Genomic DNA, 18,362 nt, shown 5'->3' with positions numbered 1-18,362 from the left:
GTGTTATCTAAAAAAACAAAGTACGGTTTAAAGGCGCTAGCCTATGTGGCAAAGCATAAGGGTGAAGATCCTGTGCAAATAGGAGCCATAGCTAAGAGTGAAAATATCTCTCAAAAATTTCTAGAAAGCATTATGCTTACCTTGCGTAAAGCCGGTTTTTTAGGAAGTAAGAAAGGAAAAGGTGGTGGCTACTATCTACGCAGACAACCGGCAGACATTAAAATGGTTGAGGTGATGCGTATTCTTGAAGGTCCGGTTTCTATGGTGCCTTGTGTAAGTTTAAATTTCTACGAAAAATGTGATGATTGCCCTGATGAGACCGCATGTTCGGTACATAGTTTAATGGTGCAGTTACGAGACAGTAATCTGGCTGTGCTTAATAATAACACATTAGCAGATCTAATAAAGGAATAGTTGCAGAATTCTTGATTTATCGCTTAAATGCTGAAAATCACTTAAAAGTTTCAAAAAAATATCTAAAATATTTGGTCACAAAAGGCACGAAGTATACTTTTGCTTTATAATCCTACTAAATCGATAGGATTAAAGTAAAATACAGAATTTAGTAGTTGAGATATGATTTTAGATCACGTATATAGCGAAAGCCGCACAGACAAGCCAGAGAAGGCGACCTATAAAAAAGATACCACTTCAGAGAAACCTTTACGAAGTGTTGTTAAATCTATTAGCTGGAGGTTAGTGGGTACTATAGATACCATACTAATTTCCTGGTTTGTAACCGGAACACTGGCTTTGGCATTTTCTATAGGAGCTATTGAATTAGTTACTAAAATGGTATTATACTTTTTTCACGAGCGTCTTTGGAACACTATAAACTGGGGTAAATAATGAGTTATTCAACTGAAGAACTACAGCAGTTAAATGCTGATTTGAGAGCTAAATCGCCTTTAGAAATTGCAGAATGGGCTGTTGAGAATGCAAACAATCCTGTGGTTACTACTAATTTTAGACCTTATGAAGCTGCAATATTATTTGCGGCCAGCAAGGCTCAAAAAGATATTCCGGTAGTGTGGTGTGATACGGGTTATAATACACCTAATACCTATAGACACGCTGAAGAGGTTATTAAGCTTCTCGAGTTGAGCGTTGACTTATATGTCCCAAAACAAACAACTTCACATCGAGATGTTGTAATGGGTATTCCGCAAATAGACGATCCATTACATAAGGTGTTTACAGAGCAGGTAAAGCTTGAGCCATTTAAAAGAGCTATGGCAAATCATAAACCAGATGTGTGGTTTACAAATCTTAGAAAGGGGCAAACGGCACATCGTGACAACTTAGATATATTGAGTCTGGGAGCTGATGGTGTATTAAAAGTGAGTCCGTTTTACTACTATAGCGACGAAGAATTAGATACTTTTTTGGCAGAACACAACCTGCCAAACGAACATAAATATTTTGATCCAACAAAAGTTTTGGAGAATCGGGAGTGTGGCTTACACGCCTAAAACAAGCATACAATGAGTAAGATTTTAAAAACAAATGCATTAGAAAGCGAAGCTATTTACATCTTTAGAGAAGTAGTGGCTCAGTTTGAAAATCCGGTATTGTTATTTTCAGGAGGAAAGGACAGTATTACCTTAGTGCGTTTAGCGCAAAAAGCTTTTTATCCGGGTAAAATTCCGTTTCCACTTTTGCACGTTGATACCGGTCATAACTTCCCTGAAACTATAGAATTTAGAGATCGTCTCGTAGAAGAATTAGGGTTGAATTTAATTGTGCGCAACGTACAGGATGCGATTGATGCAGGTAAAGTAACTGAAGAAACCGGTAAATATTCAAGCCGAAATATGCTTCAGACCACGACACTTTTAGATGCAATTGAAGAATTTAAATTTGATGCTTGTATAGGTGGCGCACGTCGTGACGAAGAAAAAGCAAGAGCTAAAGAACGTATTTTTTCGGTACGAGATGATTTTGGACAATGGGATGAGAAAAATCAGCGTCCAGAGTTATTCGATCTTTTAAACGGAAAGATTGAAATCGGTCAAAACGTACGTGTTTTCCCTATTTCAAACTGGACAGAACTTGATGTATGGAGTTATATAGAGCAAGAGCAAATTGAAATTCCATCTATATATTTTTCGCACAAGCGTAAAACATTTGTGCGTGACGGTTTAATCTGGAGTGCATCAAAGTATGTATATAGAGAAGAAGATGAAGAAGTTTTAGAGCGTATTGTACGTTTTAGAACGGTAGGCGATATGACGTGTACGGCGGCTGTAGAATCTGAAGCAGACACAATAGAACGTATTGTTAGTGAAATTAAAGTTTCTACTATTTCAGAACGAGGAGCACGTATAGATGATAAGCGCTCTGAAGCAGCAATGGAAAAGCGCAAGCAACAAGGGTATTTTTAGTCTTATAAGACACGAGAATATTCAATAGGCTTAAAGAAAACGAATACGAATTAAAAATACCCACAAAACTCTTTCTCATAAAGAGGGACGGGAAATATAAAAATGGAAGTTCTAAAAATAGCAACAGCAGGTAGTGTAGATGATGGAAAAAGTACCTTGATAGGGCGCTTGCTTTACGATACAAAGTCGCTAACAGACGATAAACTTGAGGCCATTGAGCGCAACAGTAAGAAAAAAGGATACGATTATCTTGATTTTTCGTTAGCTACAGATGGTTTAGTAGCAGAACGTGAACAAGGAATTACCATTGACGTGGCTCACATTTATTTTTCTACAAAAAAGAAAAGTTACATCATTGCAGACACACCGGGTCACGTAGAATATACGCGTAATATGGTTACCGGTGCTTCACAGGCGCAGGCTTCAATCATATTAATAGATGCTCGTAAAGGCGTGATCGAACAAACGTACCGCCATTTTTTTATCAATAATTTGCTGCGCGTAAAACATGTGATTGTTGCGGTAAATAAAATGGATCTGGTTGATTACGATCAACAGGTTTTTGAGAATATTAAAGCAGATTTTGAGAAGCTTAATGCTCAAAGTAGTTATGACGATCAGCAGATAACTTTTATTCCTATAAGTGCGTTAAAAGGGGATAATGTTGCAAAGGAAACAAATGTTATGTCCTGGTATGATGGGGTGAGTGTTCTGGATTATCTTGAAGAACTACAGCCCGAGCAAGATGAATTAACAGCAGCTCGTTTTCCTGTACAAACAGTTATACGACCTAAAAAAGATGAATTTCACGATTATCGCGGTTATGCAGGTAAAATTTATGGAAGCAGTCTTAAAGTAGGAGATGCTGTAACGGTTCTCCCATCATTAACTTCTTCTAAAATTAAAACTATAGAATTTTTTAATGAGCAGTATGATGAGGCTATAGCAGGAAGTTCGGTTTCTATTACGTTAGAAGACGATATAAATGTGACTAGAGGTGATGTTTTAGTGAAGTCTGATGAGGTGCCACAATCTTCTAAGACATTAAAAGCAGCAGTTTGTTGGATGGATGGGAAAGCATTAGTTCCCGGTGCAAAATATGAGATACAGCATAACTCGAACCGAATTTTAGCCAAGATAGATAGTATAGAAAGTATTATTGCCACTGATTATTCTGGAGAAGATACTTCTAAAAATCAACTCACGCTAAACGAGATAGGTAAGGTTAACTTTAAATTGAGTAAGAATTTATTTTTTGACAATTACGCCGATAATAAAGCAGGGGGTTCTTTTATCTTAATTGATACACAGAGCAACACAACTGCTGGAGTTGGTTTTATAGGTTAACAATCGCAGATGAAAGGATGATAATTTTAAGCATCCTTTTTTGCTAAAATCCTATTTCACCCATAGGATTAAAATGAATTATAAAAATATAATACAAAAGCTATGCAAAGCTTCAGAACAGAAATAGAAAACCCGGTTGTAGAAAAAGACATCATAGAACTTGAGCGTAAAATCAAGCTTTTTAAAGATGGAAAGATAGATGAAGAGCGTTTTAGAAGTCTTAGACTTGCAAGAGGTGTTTACGGTCAGCGTCAGGAAGGAGTGCAGATGATACGTATAAAATTACCCTATGGTAAGGTTACTAGTGATCAGCTTTTGCGTATTTCTGATGTTTCTGATGAGTATTCTAGAGGAAAACTACATATAACCACACGTCAGGATATTCAGATTCACTATGTGAGTTTAGATCGTACTCCAGAATTGTGGGCAGAACTTGAGAAAAGTGATGTAACACTTCGTGAAGCTTGTGGTAATACCGTACGTAACGTTACTGCAAGTCCAGATGCAGGTATAAATCCTGATGAAGCGTTTGATACGACACCATATGCTCACGCGACTTTTCAGTATTTTCTACGGAACCCTATTTCTCAGGAAATGGGTAGAAAATTTAAAATGTCGTTTTCATCTACAGACGATGATTCTGCATTGGCATTTATTCATGATTTAGGTTTTATACCCAAGATTAAAGATGGTGCACGTGGTTTTAAAGTGATGTTGGGTGGTGGTTTAGGATCACAACCGCGTCACGCAGATACCTTACATGAGTTTTTACCGGTGAACCAACTAATTCCTTTAATTGAAGGTGTGTTACGTGTTTTTGACCGTCACGGTGAGCGTGCACGTCGTCTTAAGGCACGTATGAAATTCCTTATAAAAGATCTGGGAGTAGATGGTTTTATGGCCTTAGTGGAAGAAGAGCAGAAAGCACTTGCTTATAAAACTTTTGAGATTGATACCGCAGAATTTGAAAAAGAAATTACAGCTCCTTTAATGGAAGCACCACAGGTAACAATTGAAGACCTTAAAGCTTATGCAGCCTGGAAAGCTACCAATGTTTTTAAGCAAAAGCAAAACGGATTAGTAGCTATAGGAATCAAAGTTAAATTAGGTGATTTTTCTACTGAAAAGGCACGTGCTTTAGCAGGATTAATTAAAAAATATGCAGGTGATGAGTTGCGATTCACCCTGCGTCAAAATATCTTATTAAGACATATACCGGAAGGGGCAATTCCTTTTTTCTACTCACAACTAGCCAATCTTGGTTTTGCTCGTCCGGGATATGAAACTACCGCAGATATTACTGCATGTCCCGGTACAGACACTTGTAATTTAGGGATTGCAAGTAGTACCGGTATTGCAGATAAATTAGAAGATGTTCTTATTGCAGAATATCCTGAATATTTAAACAATAAAGAAATCACGATTAAGATAAGTGGTTGTATGAATGCCTGTGGGCAACATAATATGGCACACATTGGTTTTCAGGGGATGTCTGTACGTACTCCAGATAAATTAGTAGCTCCCGCACTTCAGGTTTTATTAGGTGGTGGTGTAGTTGGTGATGGTCAGGGTCGTTTTGCAGATAAAGTCATAAAAATTCCTAGTAAACGAGGACCTCAGGCGCTACGTGGAATTCTTGATGATTATAAGGAGAATGCTGGTGATTTAGATTTTCTAAGTTATTATGATGAGAAGGGGCAGCGTTATTTTTATGATTTCTTAAAACCGTTTTCAGATACAGACAACCTGGTTGCATCAGACTTTATAGACTGGGGTAATGATGAGAAGTATATTCAGGAAGTAGGAGTAGGTGAGTGTGCTGGTGTAGTAATTGATCTGGTGCAAACACTACTTTTAGAAGCTAAAGATAAACTGGGAAGTGCGATAGAATCTTTTGAAGAAAAACGCTGGGCAGATAGCGTATATCATACGTATGCAAGTCTGGTTAATGGAGCTAAGGCGATTTTACTTTCAGAAAATGTAAAGACAAATACACAGGCAAATATTATTGCTGAATTTGATGAGACGTTTAAGGAAGACGCTACACTTTCCATAGATAAAACCTTTGCAGAATTAGTTTATCAAATACAGAATAACGAGCCAACTAAAGACTTTGCTGAATCGTATCTTTCTGATGCAAATGCATTCTTTAGCAGGGCAGATGTTTACCGAAAAAATCAACTAGCTCATGCCAATTAACAATCCAAAACTTACCGTAGTAGGAGCCGGGCCTGGAGATGTTGAGTTGTTTACGTTGAAAGGGGTGAAAGCCTTGCAAAGCGCAGATGTTGTTCTTTACGATGCACTTGTAAACCCATCACTTCTTGAATATGCCCAAAATGCTGAACTTATATTTGTAGGGAAACGCAAAGGATGTTACGCATACCAGCAGGATCAGATTAATGATTTAATTATTTCACGTGCAAGAAGTCACGGCCACGTGGTACGCTTAAAGGGTGGCGATCCCTTTATTTTTGGACGAGGTGCAGAAGAGATGGAAATCGCTGCAGCTGCCGGAATTGAGGTAGCAATGGTACCGGGTATATCTTCGTCTCTTGCGGTACCGGCATATCAAAATATACCTTTAACTAAACGAGGAAGTTCTGAAAGTTTTTGGGTTATTACAGGTACAACTAAAGATCATAACCTTTCTGAAGATGTAAAACTTGCAGCACAATCCTCTGCTACAGTTGTAATCCTTATGGGAATGAGCAAGTTGGGAGAGATTACAAATTTATTTCGCAAAAGCGGAAAAAATGAAACCCCTGTTGCAATTATTCAGAATGGTACAACTGCAGAAGAGCGCATAGGTGTGGGCACTATTGATACCATAGAATCTGTAGTGCAAGAGTTAAAACTTACTAACCCATCAATTATTGTGATAGGTGAAGTGGTAAGACATCGTGCACAATTGCTAAATTTGCAGTTAGAATATACAGCGTATGATAATTGATCCTCAAGAGAATAATACCCTTTACCCGGTTTTTTTAAAAGTACGTAACCTACAAATCCTCATCGTAGGTGGAGGTAATGTAGCATTAGAAAAATTGACGTTTCTCACAAAATCAAGTCCTGACGCTGTTGTTGAGATGGTCGCTCCTTTTTTTAGACCTGAAACCTTAGCTCTAGCAAGTACATTTAATGTAAAAATCACTAAAAAACGATTTACACGTTCGATGCTTAAAAAGCGTCACATAGTAATTGCTACAACAGATAGCCCTGCAGTAAATAAACGCATTTACAGAGCGGCGAGAAAGCGTTTTTTACTCTGTAATATAGCAGACGTACCAGAGCTTTGTGATTTTTATATGGGGGGTATTGTAACAAAAGGTAATGTTAAAATTGCAATCTCGACTAATGGAAAGTCACCAACCACAGCAAAACGCTTAAGGCAGTTTTTTGAGGATGTGATACCCGAAAATATTGATGATATGGTTAAAAATATCAACGAATATAGAAAAACCATAAAAGGGGATTTTGAAGAAAAAGTGGAAACCCTTAACGAATTTACAAAAGGATTGATTTCCAAAAATTAAAGATAAAGTTGAATGAGGAGCTGTAAGAGCTCAAAGAATTAAGAAGATGATAAAGACAGATATACTTATAATTGGAGCAGGACCTACAGGATTATTTACCGTTTTTGAAGCCGGTTTATTAAAGCTTAAGTGCCATATAATTGATGCACTTGCACAACCTGGCGGACAGTTGTCAGAGATTTATCCTAAAAAACCTATATACGATATTCCCGGTTTTCCTGAAGTGATGGCAGGAAAATTAATTGACAATTTAATTGAGCAGGGAAAACAGTTTCAACCAGGTTTCACTTTAGGCGAGCGTGCAGAAACCATAGATAAGCAAGATGACGGTAGCTTTATAGTAACTACAAATAAAGGAACACAACACCACACTAAGGTGGTTGCAATTGCTGGTGGTCTGGGTAGTTTTGAACCGCGTAAGCCGCTTATACCTAATATTCACGAGTTTGAAGATAAGGGAGTTGCTTACATGATTAAAGACCCTGAGGTATATCGCGACAAAAAAGTTGTTATCGCCGGTGGTGGGGATTCTGCATTAGACTGGAGTATTTATTTGGCAGATATCGCTAAAGAAGTGACTCTTATACATCGTCGTAATGAGTTTAGAGGAGCTTTAGATTCCGTAGAAAAGGTTAGAGAATTAAAGTTAATAGGTAAGATTAATCTAATAACTCCGGGTGAAGTTGTAGGTCTTGCAGGTGTTGATAAACTTGATCAGGTTGTTGTAGAAACTCCTGAAGGTGAAGTAACTCTTGAAGCAGATGCTTTTATACCATTATTTGGTCTTTCTCCTAAATTAGGGCCTATAGGCGATTGGGGATTAGAGATAGAGAAAAATGCGATTAAAGTAAATAATGCATTAGATTACCAGACTAATATACCTGGTGTTTTTGCAATAGGTGATGTTAACACATACCCTGGTAAGTTAAAATTGATTTTATGTGGTTTTCACGAGGCTACGATGATGTGTCAGGCTGCGTATCAAATTATAAATCCTGGTAAGCGCTATGTTATGAAATATACGACTGTAAGTGGCATAGACGGTTTTGATGGTACGCGTAAAGAAGCAGAGAAAGCAGTTGTACAGGCTATTAATTAAGGATTTTTAGTATAATTTAGATTTAAGGCTCAGCATTATATCTTTGGTTAATGGCTTTATTAGAAAGTCAATTACCTGAGTATAGTTCTGAGCCTTTTCTCTATCTATTTCACTTGTACTTGAGGTGAGTATTACAACTTTAGTAAAATTTTTAGCTTCGGTTAAACTATCAAGAAATTTCCAGCCATTTATCACAGGCATATTAAGATCAAGAAAAATAACATCAGGCTTTTGAAATTCTACTTCGGCTAAAGCGATTTCGGGTAATGTATAATCAATAACTTCTGCTGCCAGTTCGGTGACGGCAATCAGTTTTTTATTAATGAAATTAGCCATTTTTTGATCATCTACGAGCATTATTTTTAAGCGGTTACTCATAGTTAATCATTATAATTATAGGAGTATTTTTTGATTTCTTCCTCACTCTTAATCACGACACTTTTAAAAATAGAATCTAGTTCAAAAGAAGACTCTGCTAGTTTAGGTAAAATTTCATTGCGTAACTCGGTATCTGTGTAGTAGTCTGAAATTTCTAATAAACCTAAAATACGACATAAAGGTTCTCTGAGTTCGTGTGCATTCAATCTTAAAAGCTCAAGAATTTTCTTGTTTTTAATACGAAGCTCTCGGGTACGAGAATCTATAATGCTTTGTTGATTACTATTAATTTTTTCAATCTCTTTATTTTTAAGTGCAATTTGTGCGACAGCATCTTCTAATCGCTGGTTTTTAAGATTTATCTCTTGATTTAAACAAATCTGTCTATACTTTGAGGTGAGCGTGTCTACCAGCAAATGTAGAATTTCAACATCACTGAGGCTAAATTGAGCGCTATCATCAGAAACTAGAGATACACATACTTCATAATCTGAGTAGGGTATGTACCACCCCCACAGTTGCCCATTGTCAAGTGTAATATGATTTAAATATTTTGGTAAATCTGAATCATTTATAGCATTTGAGAATGGGATTTGATCTTTTAGTAATTTATTTTCAAAAGTTAAGACGTCTTCCCTATTTTTTGAGATCCATGTTTGACCCTTGGCAAAAGTATAGCCGGTAACATTATTTTTATCAATTAAAAGAATTCTAAAAATCTTAAAATTGAAAAGATACTTTAGATGTTTGCTAACCACATGGCTTAGGTTCTCCAGGTTTTCGACCTTACTTAAACCGCCAGAAAATTTAGAAAACGCCTCATAGGTAATACGGTACTTTGCGGCGGCTAGATTCAATTTATGTAATTTTATGCTTGAGCTTCCATTAGCTCGTTATCAATTTTGATTCCAGCAACATCGGCCAGAGTGTTTAGCATATTTACTAAATCTGCCTGTGCCATAAGTTCTTGTATCTCTGCATCATCAAAGCCGGCCTCGCGAAGTTTTTCAAAATCAGAATCTACGATCATATCATGGTTGAGTGCTGCTTTAGTTACTACTTTAATAGCAGTGCGATAGCTTTCAGGAATCAACGGACTTTCAAGATCATTTGTAACTCTAAAATTTTCATTCTCACTTATCATTGCACTCATACTGTCTGCAAAAATTCCGTGGGCTTGTGCGCAGTATTCACAGTTACGTTCTTTGGAGACGTTGTAGATTATAAGCTGTTTTAGAACGTTAGGAATATCACCTTGCATGAGTGTAGATTTTAATTTGGCCCAATTACCTTTTAACAGAATAGGATTTGACCCCTGACATTTAAACCAGTTTAAAACAAAAGGGATTTGAAGTGTTTTCTTAGTATCATCATAGATGGCTTTAACTTCAGCAGAAGCTTCTTCGTAGGAAACAACTTTAAAACGAGGATGTGATTGTGTAGTGTTGCTAATCATAGGTTTAAATTTGGTTTTGTTAAGGTAATAAGTTTGGGTATACAAACTTAGTTTAAAAAATAATTTATACAAGATTGTAAATCAGGCAATTAATATTTTAAGGGTAGAATTACATGGCTTTTTAAGACTTTTAAGCGGATAAATGATTCATTTAAGCGTATTTAAAAACTGTTTTATTTTGATAACTTTTTAATTTTAATTCTTTAAAATTTGTGTATTCTCAAGTTGTTTTACAATCTTTGTAAACAAGTTCATTATTTATTAAGTTATCAAGAAAGGCAGAGGGATTAGACCCATTGAAGCCTTAGCAACCCTCCTCTGGAGAAGGTGCTACGTTCTACTCTTATTTAGTAAGGGATAGATAACAAAAAACAAGTCATTCTGGCTTTCCTTTTTATTTTCTTGATACCATAATTACTGAACCTTTCTAATTTAGAAAGCATTTTTTAATGTTTGTAATTGAAGTTTGAAAGAGATTTATGAGTCAGAATAATTTATATAATGTTTTACAAGAACGCATCTTAGTTCTTGATGGCGCTATGGGAACAATGCTTCAGCGCTATAAATTCACTGAAGAAGATTTTCGTGGCGAGCGTTTTAAAGATTGGCCCAGTCCTGTACAGGGAAACAATGATTTATTGAGTCTTACCCAGCCTCAGGCAATTGCAGATGTACATGCTCAATATTTTGAAGCAGGAGCAGATATTGTAGAGACAAATACTTTTAGCGGCACTACGATTGCCATGGCAGATTACGGTATGGAGGCGCTTGTATATGATTTAAACTACGAGTCTGCTAAAATAGCTAAGAAAGTAGCAGAAGAATTTACTGCCAAAGAACCACACAAACCCCGTTTTGTAGCAGGAGCAATAGGTCCTACAAATAAAACGGCGAGTATGTCGCCAGATGTAAATGATCCCGGCTTTAGAGCAATTTCATTTGATGAGTTGCGTATTGCGTATAGACAGCAGGCTGAAGCGCTTATAGATGGGGGTGTAGATATACTTCTGGTAGAAACGATTTTTGATACTTTAAATGCGAAAGCCGCTCTATTTGCAATAGAAGAATTAAAAGAAGAGCGCGGTATAGATGTCCCGGTTATGGTAAGCGGTACAATTACAGATGCATCAGGACGCACACTTTCCGGTCAGACAGCAGAGGCTTTTTTAATTTCAATAGGGCATATGCCATTACTATCGGTGGGGTTCAACTGCGCATTAGGAGCAGAGCAATTAACACCCTATTTAGAGGTTATTTCAAGCAAATCAGATTTTGCCGTGTCTGCATATCCTAATGCAGGATTGCCTAACGCATTTGGTGAATATGATGAGACAGCACAGGAAATGGCTTCTCAAATTAAATCCTATTTAGACAAACAACTTATTAATATAGTAGGGGGTTGTTGTGGTACAACACCAGAGCACATACGCGCAATTGCAGAACTTGTAAAAGAGTATAAGCCAAGACCATTACCGGCTTTTAAAAAGGCACAATCAGCTTTATAATATAGTATTTATGAATAACGGATTAGAAGCAACTGATACGACTAAAATAGCATTTAGGGCCTTAAAATTAAGCGGACTCGAACCTTTAATAATTACGCCCGAAAGTAATTTTGTTAATGTAGGAGAACGTACAAATGTAGCGGGGTCTCGCAGGTTTTTAAGGCTTATAAATGAAGAGAAATTTGATGAGGCGCTTGCAATCGCAAGAGATCAGGTAGATAACGGTGCGCAGATTATAGATATCAATATGGACGACGGTCTAATTGATGGAAAAAAAGCAATGGTTACCTTCTTAAATCTCATAGCAGCAGAACCAGATATTTCACGCGTACCCATAATGATAGACAGCTCTAAATGGGAAATTATAGAAGCGGGTCTACAAGTGGTACAGGGAAAGTGCGTGGTAAACTCAATAAGTTTAAAAGAAGGTGAAGCAGAGTTTATAGCACACGCAAAAAAAATAAAGCGTTATGGTGCAGCAGTAGTTGTAATGGCTTTTGACGAGGTAGGCCAGGCAGATAATTATGAGCGTAGGCTAGAAATCACAAAGCGCAGTTATGACATTCTGGTAAATCAGGTAAATTTCTCGCCTGAGGATATTATTTTTGATCTAAATATTTTTCCCGTTGCCACCGGTATGGATGAGCATAAACTCAATGCAATAGATTTTATAGAAGCAACGCGATGGGTTAAGGCAAATCTTCCTTTTGCAAGTGTGAGTGGTGGGGTGAGTAATGTGTCATTTAGTTTTAGAGGAAATGATACAGTGCGTGAAGCGATGCACTCGGTATTTTTATATCACGCGATAAAAGCGGGTATGAATATAGGTATCGTTAATCCTAGCATGCTCGAGGTATATGATGATATCCCAAAAGAACTTTTAGAGCACGTTGAGGATGTTATTTTAAACCGAAGAGACGATGCTACAGAACGACTTTTAGATCTTGCAGAAAGCGTAAAAGGAACTTCAAAAGAAAAAGTTATTGATCTTTCCTGGAGGGAAGAACCGCTTCAAAACCGAATTACAAGAGCTCTTGTTAAAGGTATTGACGCCTATATTCTTGAAGATATAGAAGAAGCACGGCTGGCTTCAGAAAAACCATTACATGTTATTGAAGGTCACTTAATGACGGGTATGAATGTTGTAGGAGATCTTTTTGGAAGCGGAAAAATGTTTCTACCTCAGGTTGTTAAATCAGCCCGCGTGATGAAAAAAGCAGTGGCTTACCTGTTGCCTTATATCGAAGAAGAAAAGCTGAAGAATCCGCCGCCGGCAGATGAGAAAGCAAAATCAAATCTTGTTCTTATGGCAACGGTGAAGGGTGATGTGCACGATATAGGTAAAAATATTGTGAGCGTTGTTTTAGCGTGTAACAATTACGAGATTATAGATATGGGGGTAATGGTACCGCCAGAAAAAATTATTGCTACAGCAAAAGAGCGCAACGTAGATATTATAGGCCTTAGTGGTTTAATTACACCATCGCTAGATGAGATGGTATTTCTCGCAAAAGAGATGAAACGTCAGAACTTTACAGTGCCTTTATTAATTGGAGGTGCTACAACAAGTAAAGCGCATACTGCGGTTAAAATAGATCCCGAATATCCTGAAGCGGTTGTGCACGTTAATGATGCTTCGCGAGCGGTAACCGTAGTCGGGGATTTGTTAAATCCTGAATCTAGATTGAAGTATAAAGCAGGTATTAAAGAAGAGTATGCCTTGTTTAGAGATCGGTTTTTAACCCGAGGAAAGAAGCGCGATTTCTTAAGTCTAGAACAGGCTAGAGCTAACAATTGGAAACTAGACTGGGAGAGTTTTGAGGCTTTTGAACCTGCGGAAATGGGAATTCAGGTTATTGAAGAATTTGACCTAAACAAGCTTGTTGATTTTATTGATTGGTCACCGTTTTTTAGAAGTTGGGATTTACACGGAAAATATCCTGATATCTTAGATGATGAGGTGGTGGGCGAGCAGGCACGCGAATTATTTGCTGATGCAAAAGTAATTTTAAAACGCATTTTAGACGAAAAATTACTCACTGCAAAAGCGATTTTTGGTCTTTTTGAAGCCAATACCGTTAATGACGATGATATTCAAATAAAAACAAAACAGGGAAAAGAGTTTGTATTTAGAACCTTACGTCAACAATGTAAAAAAGCATCGGGTAAGCCTAACATTGCACTTTCAGATTTTATAGCGCCTAAAGAAACCGGAAAAAAGGATTATATGGGCTGTTTTTGCGTGACTGCAGGTTTTGGTACTCAGGAATTGGCTCAAAAGTATGAGGCAGAACACGATGATTACAACAGTATTATGGTAAAAGCGCTGGCAGATCGTTTTGCTGAAGCCTTTGCGGAATATTTACATAAAGAAGTACGTACAAAACACTGGGGTTATGCAAGTGATGAAGCCTTGAGTAATATAGAATTGATTAAAGAGGAATATAAAGGAATACGCCCTGCGCCGGGATATCCTGCTTGCCCAGACCACCTGGAAAAACTTACGATCTGGGAGGTTCTTGAGGTACATAAAAATATTGGAGTTGAGCTTACTGAAAGTCTGGCCATGTGGCCTGCAGCTTCGGTAAGTGGGTATTACTTTGGCAATCCTGAAGCGCGTTATTTTGGTTTAGGAAAAATTAAAATGGATCAGGTTAAAGATTTTGCAGCGCGCAAAAATATTGAAGTTAGAATGGCAGAAAAATGGTTAAATCCTAATATATCTGACGATTAGTACGCGCTAGGGATTGAACTCTTGCCGAAGCTCGTTAAAGCGATAGCGAAAACAGCGACGAGCGAAAGCCCGACCCGAAGGGTAGCGCCAAAAAAATAAATAGAATTGTTCAATTAAAAATACCCGAATAAAGTTTTCATACGAGAAAACAAGGGACATTATGAAAATTACAGATCACATAAAAGCAGCTAACGGGAAGACTTTATTTTCTTTTGAATTGATACCGCCCAGAAAGGGTAAAAGTATTCAGGAATTATATGATAATATAGACCCGTTGATGGAGTTTAAACCGCCTTTTATTGATGTGACTACATCACGCGAGGAGTTTATTTATATAGAAAAAGACGGGCTTTTAGATAAAAAGGTAACACGCATGCGACCGGGTACTCTGGGAATTTGTGCATCTATAAAGCATAAGTACAATGTAGATACGGTTCCGCACGTGTTATGTGGTGGTTTTACTAAAGAAGAAACCGAATATTTGCTGGTAGATTGTCACTTTCTTGATATACACAATGTAATGGCACTACGAGGTGATGCCATGAAAGAGCAGCAGTATTTTGAGCCTACAAATGGTGGCCACGAGTATGCATTAGGTCTTGTTGAGCAGATTTCAGAAATGAATAAAGGCAGGTACCTCAATAATGTCGTGGAAACATCTGACTGTTCTGATTTTTGTATAGGTGTTGCCGGTTATCCTGAAAAGCATTTAGAAGCACCTTCTTTAAAAACAGACTTAAAAAGGCTTATTCAAAAGGTAGAAGCCGGTGCAGACTATGTGGTTACTCAAATGTTTTTTGATAATAAAAAATACTTTGAGTTTGTTGATCTAGTGCGTGCCGAAGGAATAGATATTCCTATTATTCCAGGTATTAAGCCTATTGCCGTAAAACGTCATTTACAGTTATTACCACAAGTGTTTAAAATAGATTTGCCTCAAGATCTTATAGATGCGGTAGATGACTGTAAGTCTAATGCAGATGTACGCCAGGTAGGAATAGACTGGGCAATACAACAATCTAAAGAACTTATGGCAGGTGGTGCTCCTGTATTGCATTACTACTCTATGGGCAAAAGTGATAATGTGCACGCGATTGCTTCCGCACTTTTTTAAGTGCTGTGAGATCTCAATTAAATGCATATTTTTACCGACACCCCTTTTTTAAATGAAGTATAAATTACTGTTTGTTTTATTGTGGTCTGTTTTTGCATTTGGTCAGGAAACAGAACAGAAACCCTATAGCCTTGATGCTAACTTTTTTTATGGTACCATCTTGCAGCATAACAAGGATATCGCTCATTTAATCACCGGTCATCCTACCGGTGTTATATTAAGTTATAACCGCAGAACTTATGGTTTTAATGAGTGGGAAGCACGTTACAATTATCCTGATTATGGTTTTTCTTTTATAGCTCAAGATCAAAAAAACGAGTTTCTAGGTGAGAATTATGGTCTTTACGGTCATTTTAATTTTTATGCCTTAAACCGAAAATTAATGATGCGTGTAGGGCAGGGTGTTGCTGTTACTACAAAGGCATTTGATCTCGATAAGAATTTTAGAAACAATGCATATGGCTCAACATTATTGAGTTCAACCTATATCATGCTTAATTACAAGCAACCTAATATTATTGATAAAATAGGTTTGCAAACGGGAGTTTCATTAATTCACTATTCTAATGCAAATGTGAAAGCTCCTAATGCCAGTACAAATTCTTTTACATTTAATCTTGGTCTTAATTACCAATTGTCTGACGAAGATGCTTTTCCAGAGTATATTCCTAAGGTAAAAAGTCGATATTCTGAACCTATAAAATGGAATTTAGTACTTAGATCAGGTATTAATGAAAGTGATTATATAGGTCTGGGACAGCAGCCGTTTTTAATAGTTTCTACATTTTTAGATAAGCGTGTAACGCATAAGAGCAGTTTTCAGTTAGGAGCAGATTTATTTTTGAGTCCGTTTTTAAAAGATCAGATTGAGTTTGAAAGTATAGCTTTTAAGCGCTTTAATGTAAGTGGCGATGAAGATTGGAAACGTATAGGTGTTTTTGCCGGGCACGAACTTCATTTTAATAAGAACGCTTTTGTAAGTCAGCTAGGGTATTATGCCTATTATGATTATGATTTTGAAGGAAGAGTTTATTTAAGAAACGGACTCAAAAGATACTTTACCCCAAAAATATTTGGTTCAATTACCTTAAAATCTCATTTTGCCAAAGCTGAAGCGGTAGAATTTGGTATAGGGATACGGCCTTAATAATAGACTGTATACTTCTTAAATTTTTCAGACTTAAAACCTTCTAAAAGGTACGATAAACTGTCTGGAAGCTTCTTTTTATTCTTAATAAGCAAGACCGTATTAGAATCTTGCATCAGATTTTTAAACCGTTGCACTTGCCCAGAATCATGAATACGTAAATAGCTTTCTTTCCAACTATCTGTATCCTCAAATCGTGTATCCCGTTTAGACTCAAAATTAGTGTCATAAATTGTAATAACGTGATCTCCTAAATAAAACGGCGCAGAAGATAGCAGATTATCATAAACCAGTACCTTATAATCTGAAGTGGTGCGCTGTTGTTTTATAAAGGTATATTCAGGTTTTAATGCATTAATTAAAAAGCTATTTTGACTACTTAAAGACGTGTAAATTAATACTAAAAAACAAGTTGCTCCCGTACTTAATAGCAATACGAGTTGAGCAGGCTGTCCTTTTGATTTAAACAGAAAAATATATCCAAAAACTATAATACTTAAAGCAAAGGCAGAGGCTAGAAGCCAGTTAAAGTTAAGGGTGGGTATAAATGGAAGCGCTACAACTAAAAGTACTAAAATAATAAGTGCAGCTTTATACGTCTGAATATATACAGTTTTATTTAAGGTTGAATATTTGCTGAAAATACTACCAAAATATAAAGCCAAAAATGGATATAGTGGCAGTATATAAAGAAGCAATTTTGATGAGAATAATGAGAAAGTAGCTAAAATCGCAATTGCTGCATAACCGCATATTTTTGTCTGCTTATCAAACTTAATTACCTTCGATTTTTTAAAAAGGTTTATAACAACCGGAACTAACCAGGGCAAGCATAGGGCAGGAGCGATTAAGATATAGTACCAGAACGGTTTATCTCTATGGAATGTTTCTGCATTTACGCTACGATCTATGATTTGCTCTTGAATAAAATAATCCCATAATTCCGGTTTGTTTATAATTATAGAAAGAAACCAGGATCCAGAAACCAGGAGCAGTAAAATAAGACCCGGTAGGGTATGAATTGAAAACTTTGGTTTTTCCCCGTTTACGATTTTATAACAAAGGATAAAAAGTGCTACTGGTAAAAATGATACAGGTCCTTTTGTTAAAAAAGCGAGTCCTAAAATCACATAGAAAAAATAGAGATAGTATGGTTTATTTTTTATTTTAAATTGAAGCCATAAGTAAACACTAAAAATGATGAAAGTAGTTAAATAAGCGTCTGTGGTTAAATTGCGGGTTGCAATGAGTACAATAGGAAAGCTGAAATAAATTAGCGATGATGCTATTGCTGTTTTCTCATCTTTAAACCAGATCAGCGCTATTTTATAGATCAGAAATAACTGAAAAATTAGAGCTAAGCTTAGAAAGAAACGTGCTCCATATTCTGTATAGCCAAATATTTTATAACCCAGAGCAGTTATTGCATACGTTACCGGTGGCTTGTGATAATGACCTATACCCAGCAAAGACGGATTTAAAAAATCATTGCTTAGAGCCATTTCACGGCCTATTTCTGCATAACGCGCTTCACTACTCTCTGTAAGTCCCCAGCTGCCCTGACCTATATTTAATATGACAAAAAGAAAGAGAAGGACGAGATAAAATGATTTTTTCAAAATAATCTTTTAATGGTATTCAAATTTGTGAAATTTTATTGAT

At 36.7% G+C, this 18,362-nt stretch carries 17 protein-coding genes and 1 riboswitch; of the genes, 13 read left to right on the top strand and 4 right to left on the bottom strand.

Annotation, left to right across the window (positions count from 1 at the left end; translation table 11 throughout):
* The 9 genes from P164_RS12305 (at position 1) to P164_RS12265 (ending at position 8,366) form a co-directional block, all read left to right on the top strand.
* A complete protein-coding gene (locus tag P164_RS12305) occupies positions 1-414 on the top strand; it encodes an RrF2 family transcriptional regulator (RefSeq protein ID WP_028376639.1) in 414 nt (137 codons plus the stop codon).
* Between the two features lie 162 nt (positions 415-576).
* The gene (locus P164_RS12300) at positions 577-849 is read left to right on the top strand and encodes a DUF2061 domain-containing protein (protein WP_028376638.1); all 273 of its coding nucleotides are present in this window, start codon (positions 577-579) and stop codon (positions 847-849) included.
* Positions 849-1,472, top strand: coding sequence for a phosphoadenosine phosphosulfate reductase family protein (locus tag P164_RS12295; protein ID WP_028376637.1), 624 nt, complete (start codon positions 849-851; stop codon positions 1,470-1,472). Before P164_RS12300 ends, P164_RS12295 begins: the two co-directional genes overlap by 1 nt.
* 12 nt (positions 1,473-1,484) lie before the next feature.
* Complete coding sequence (gene cysD, locus P164_RS12290) at positions 1,485-2,384, top strand: sulfate adenylyltransferase subunit CysD (protein WP_028376636.1); 900 nt, start codon at positions 1,485-1,487, stop codon at positions 2,382-2,384.
* Between the two features lie 102 nt (positions 2,385-2,486).
* Complete coding sequence (locus P164_RS12285; protein WP_028376635.1) at positions 2,487-3,731, top strand: sulfate adenylyltransferase subunit 1; 1,245 nt, start codon at positions 2,487-2,489, stop codon at positions 3,729-3,731.
* A gap of 102 nt (positions 3,732-3,833) precedes the next feature.
* Positions 3,834-5,930, top strand: coding sequence for a HEPN domain-containing protein (locus P164_RS12280; protein WP_028376634.1), 2,097 nt, complete (start codon positions 3,834-3,836; stop codon positions 5,928-5,930).
* Positions 5,920-6,684, top strand: coding sequence for a uroporphyrinogen-III C-methyltransferase (gene cobA / locus P164_RS12275; protein ID WP_028376633.1), 765 nt, complete (start codon positions 5,920-5,922; stop codon positions 6,682-6,684). Before P164_RS12280 ends, cobA begins: the two co-directional genes overlap by 11 nt.
* A complete protein-coding gene (locus tag P164_RS12270) occupies positions 6,674-7,267 on the top strand; it encodes a bifunctional precorrin-2 dehydrogenase/sirohydrochlorin ferrochelatase (RefSeq protein ID WP_035899809.1) in 594 nt (197 codons plus the stop codon). The genes cobA and P164_RS12270 overlap by 11 nt, the downstream gene beginning before the upstream one ends.
* Positions 7,268-7,313: 46 nt before the next feature.
* On the top strand, positions 7,314-8,366 hold the full coding sequence (locus tag P164_RS12265; RefSeq protein ID WP_028376631.1) for an NAD(P)/FAD-dependent oxidoreductase: 1,053 nt from the start codon (positions 7,314-7,316) through the stop codon (positions 8,364-8,366).
* Between the two features lie 6 nt (positions 8,367-8,372).
* On the opposite strand, the gene P164_RS12260 is transcribed toward P164_RS12265, so the two are convergent.
* From P164_RS12260 to P164_RS12250, 3 genes are read right to left on the bottom strand one after another with little or no spacing between them, the layout of a single operon-like run.
* Positions 8,373-8,744 (bottom strand): response regulator, encoded by a 372-nt coding sequence (locus P164_RS12260; RefSeq protein WP_028376630.1) that lies wholly within the window; start codon positions 8,742-8,744, stop codon positions 8,373-8,375.
* Between the two features lie 2 nt (positions 8,745-8,746).
* Positions 8,747-9,601 (bottom strand): HAMP domain-containing histidine kinase, encoded by an 855-nt coding sequence (locus P164_RS12255; protein ID WP_028376629.1) that lies wholly within the window; start codon positions 9,599-9,601, stop codon positions 8,747-8,749.
* 11 nt (positions 9,602-9,612) lie between these two features.
* Positions 9,613-10,200, bottom strand: coding sequence for a carboxymuconolactone decarboxylase family protein (locus tag P164_RS12250; RefSeq protein ID WP_028376628.1), 588 nt, complete (start codon positions 10,198-10,200; stop codon positions 9,613-9,615).
* 263 nt (positions 10,201-10,463) lie between these two features.
* A riboswitch (SAM riboswitch) is annotated at positions 10,464-10,568 on the top strand.
* Positions 10,569-10,679: 111 nt separating this feature from the next.
* Between P164_RS12250 and P164_RS12245 the strand changes: the two genes are divergently transcribed.
* The 4 genes from P164_RS12245 to P164_RS12230 all read left to right on the top strand — a co-directional run bounded on the left by P164_RS12245 (position 10,680) and on the right by P164_RS12230 (position 16,700).
* Positions 10,680-11,705, top strand: a complete 1,026-nt coding sequence (locus P164_RS12245; protein ID WP_028376627.1) for a homocysteine S-methyltransferase family protein — start codon at positions 10,680-10,682, stop codon at positions 11,703-11,705.
* Between the two features lie 10 nt (positions 11,706-11,715).
* Positions 11,716-14,439, top strand: coding sequence for a methionine synthase (metH, locus tag P164_RS12240; RefSeq protein ID WP_028376626.1), 2,724 nt, complete (start codon positions 11,716-11,718; stop codon positions 14,437-14,439).
* Positions 14,440-14,599: 160 nt separating this feature from the next.
* Positions 14,600-15,553, top strand: coding sequence for a methylenetetrahydrofolate reductase [NAD(P)H] (gene metF, locus P164_RS12235; protein ID WP_028376625.1), 954 nt, complete (start codon positions 14,600-14,602; stop codon positions 15,551-15,553).
* Between the two features lie 52 nt (positions 15,554-15,605).
* Complete coding sequence (locus P164_RS12230; RefSeq protein ID WP_028376624.1) at positions 15,606-16,700, top strand: acyloxyacyl hydrolase; 1,095 nt, start codon at positions 15,606-15,608, stop codon at positions 16,698-16,700.
* Here P164_RS12230 and P164_RS12225 read toward each other — a convergent pair.
* Positions 16,697-18,319 (bottom strand): ArnT family glycosyltransferase, encoded by a 1,623-nt coding sequence (locus P164_RS12225; RefSeq protein ID WP_051621347.1) that lies wholly within the window; start codon positions 18,317-18,319, stop codon positions 16,697-16,699. The genes P164_RS12230 and P164_RS12225 overlap by 4 nt on opposite strands.
* Positions 18,320-18,362: the final 43 nt, after the last annotated feature.

The organism is Leeuwenhoekiella sp. MAR_2009_132 (assembly GCF_000687915.1).
Taxonomy (GTDB): Bacteria; Bacteroidota; Bacteroidia; order Flavobacteriales; family Flavobacteriaceae; genus Leeuwenhoekiella.
Note: the sequence above shows the minus strand (reverse complement) of the source record. Positions and strands in the feature narration are given on the sequence as shown.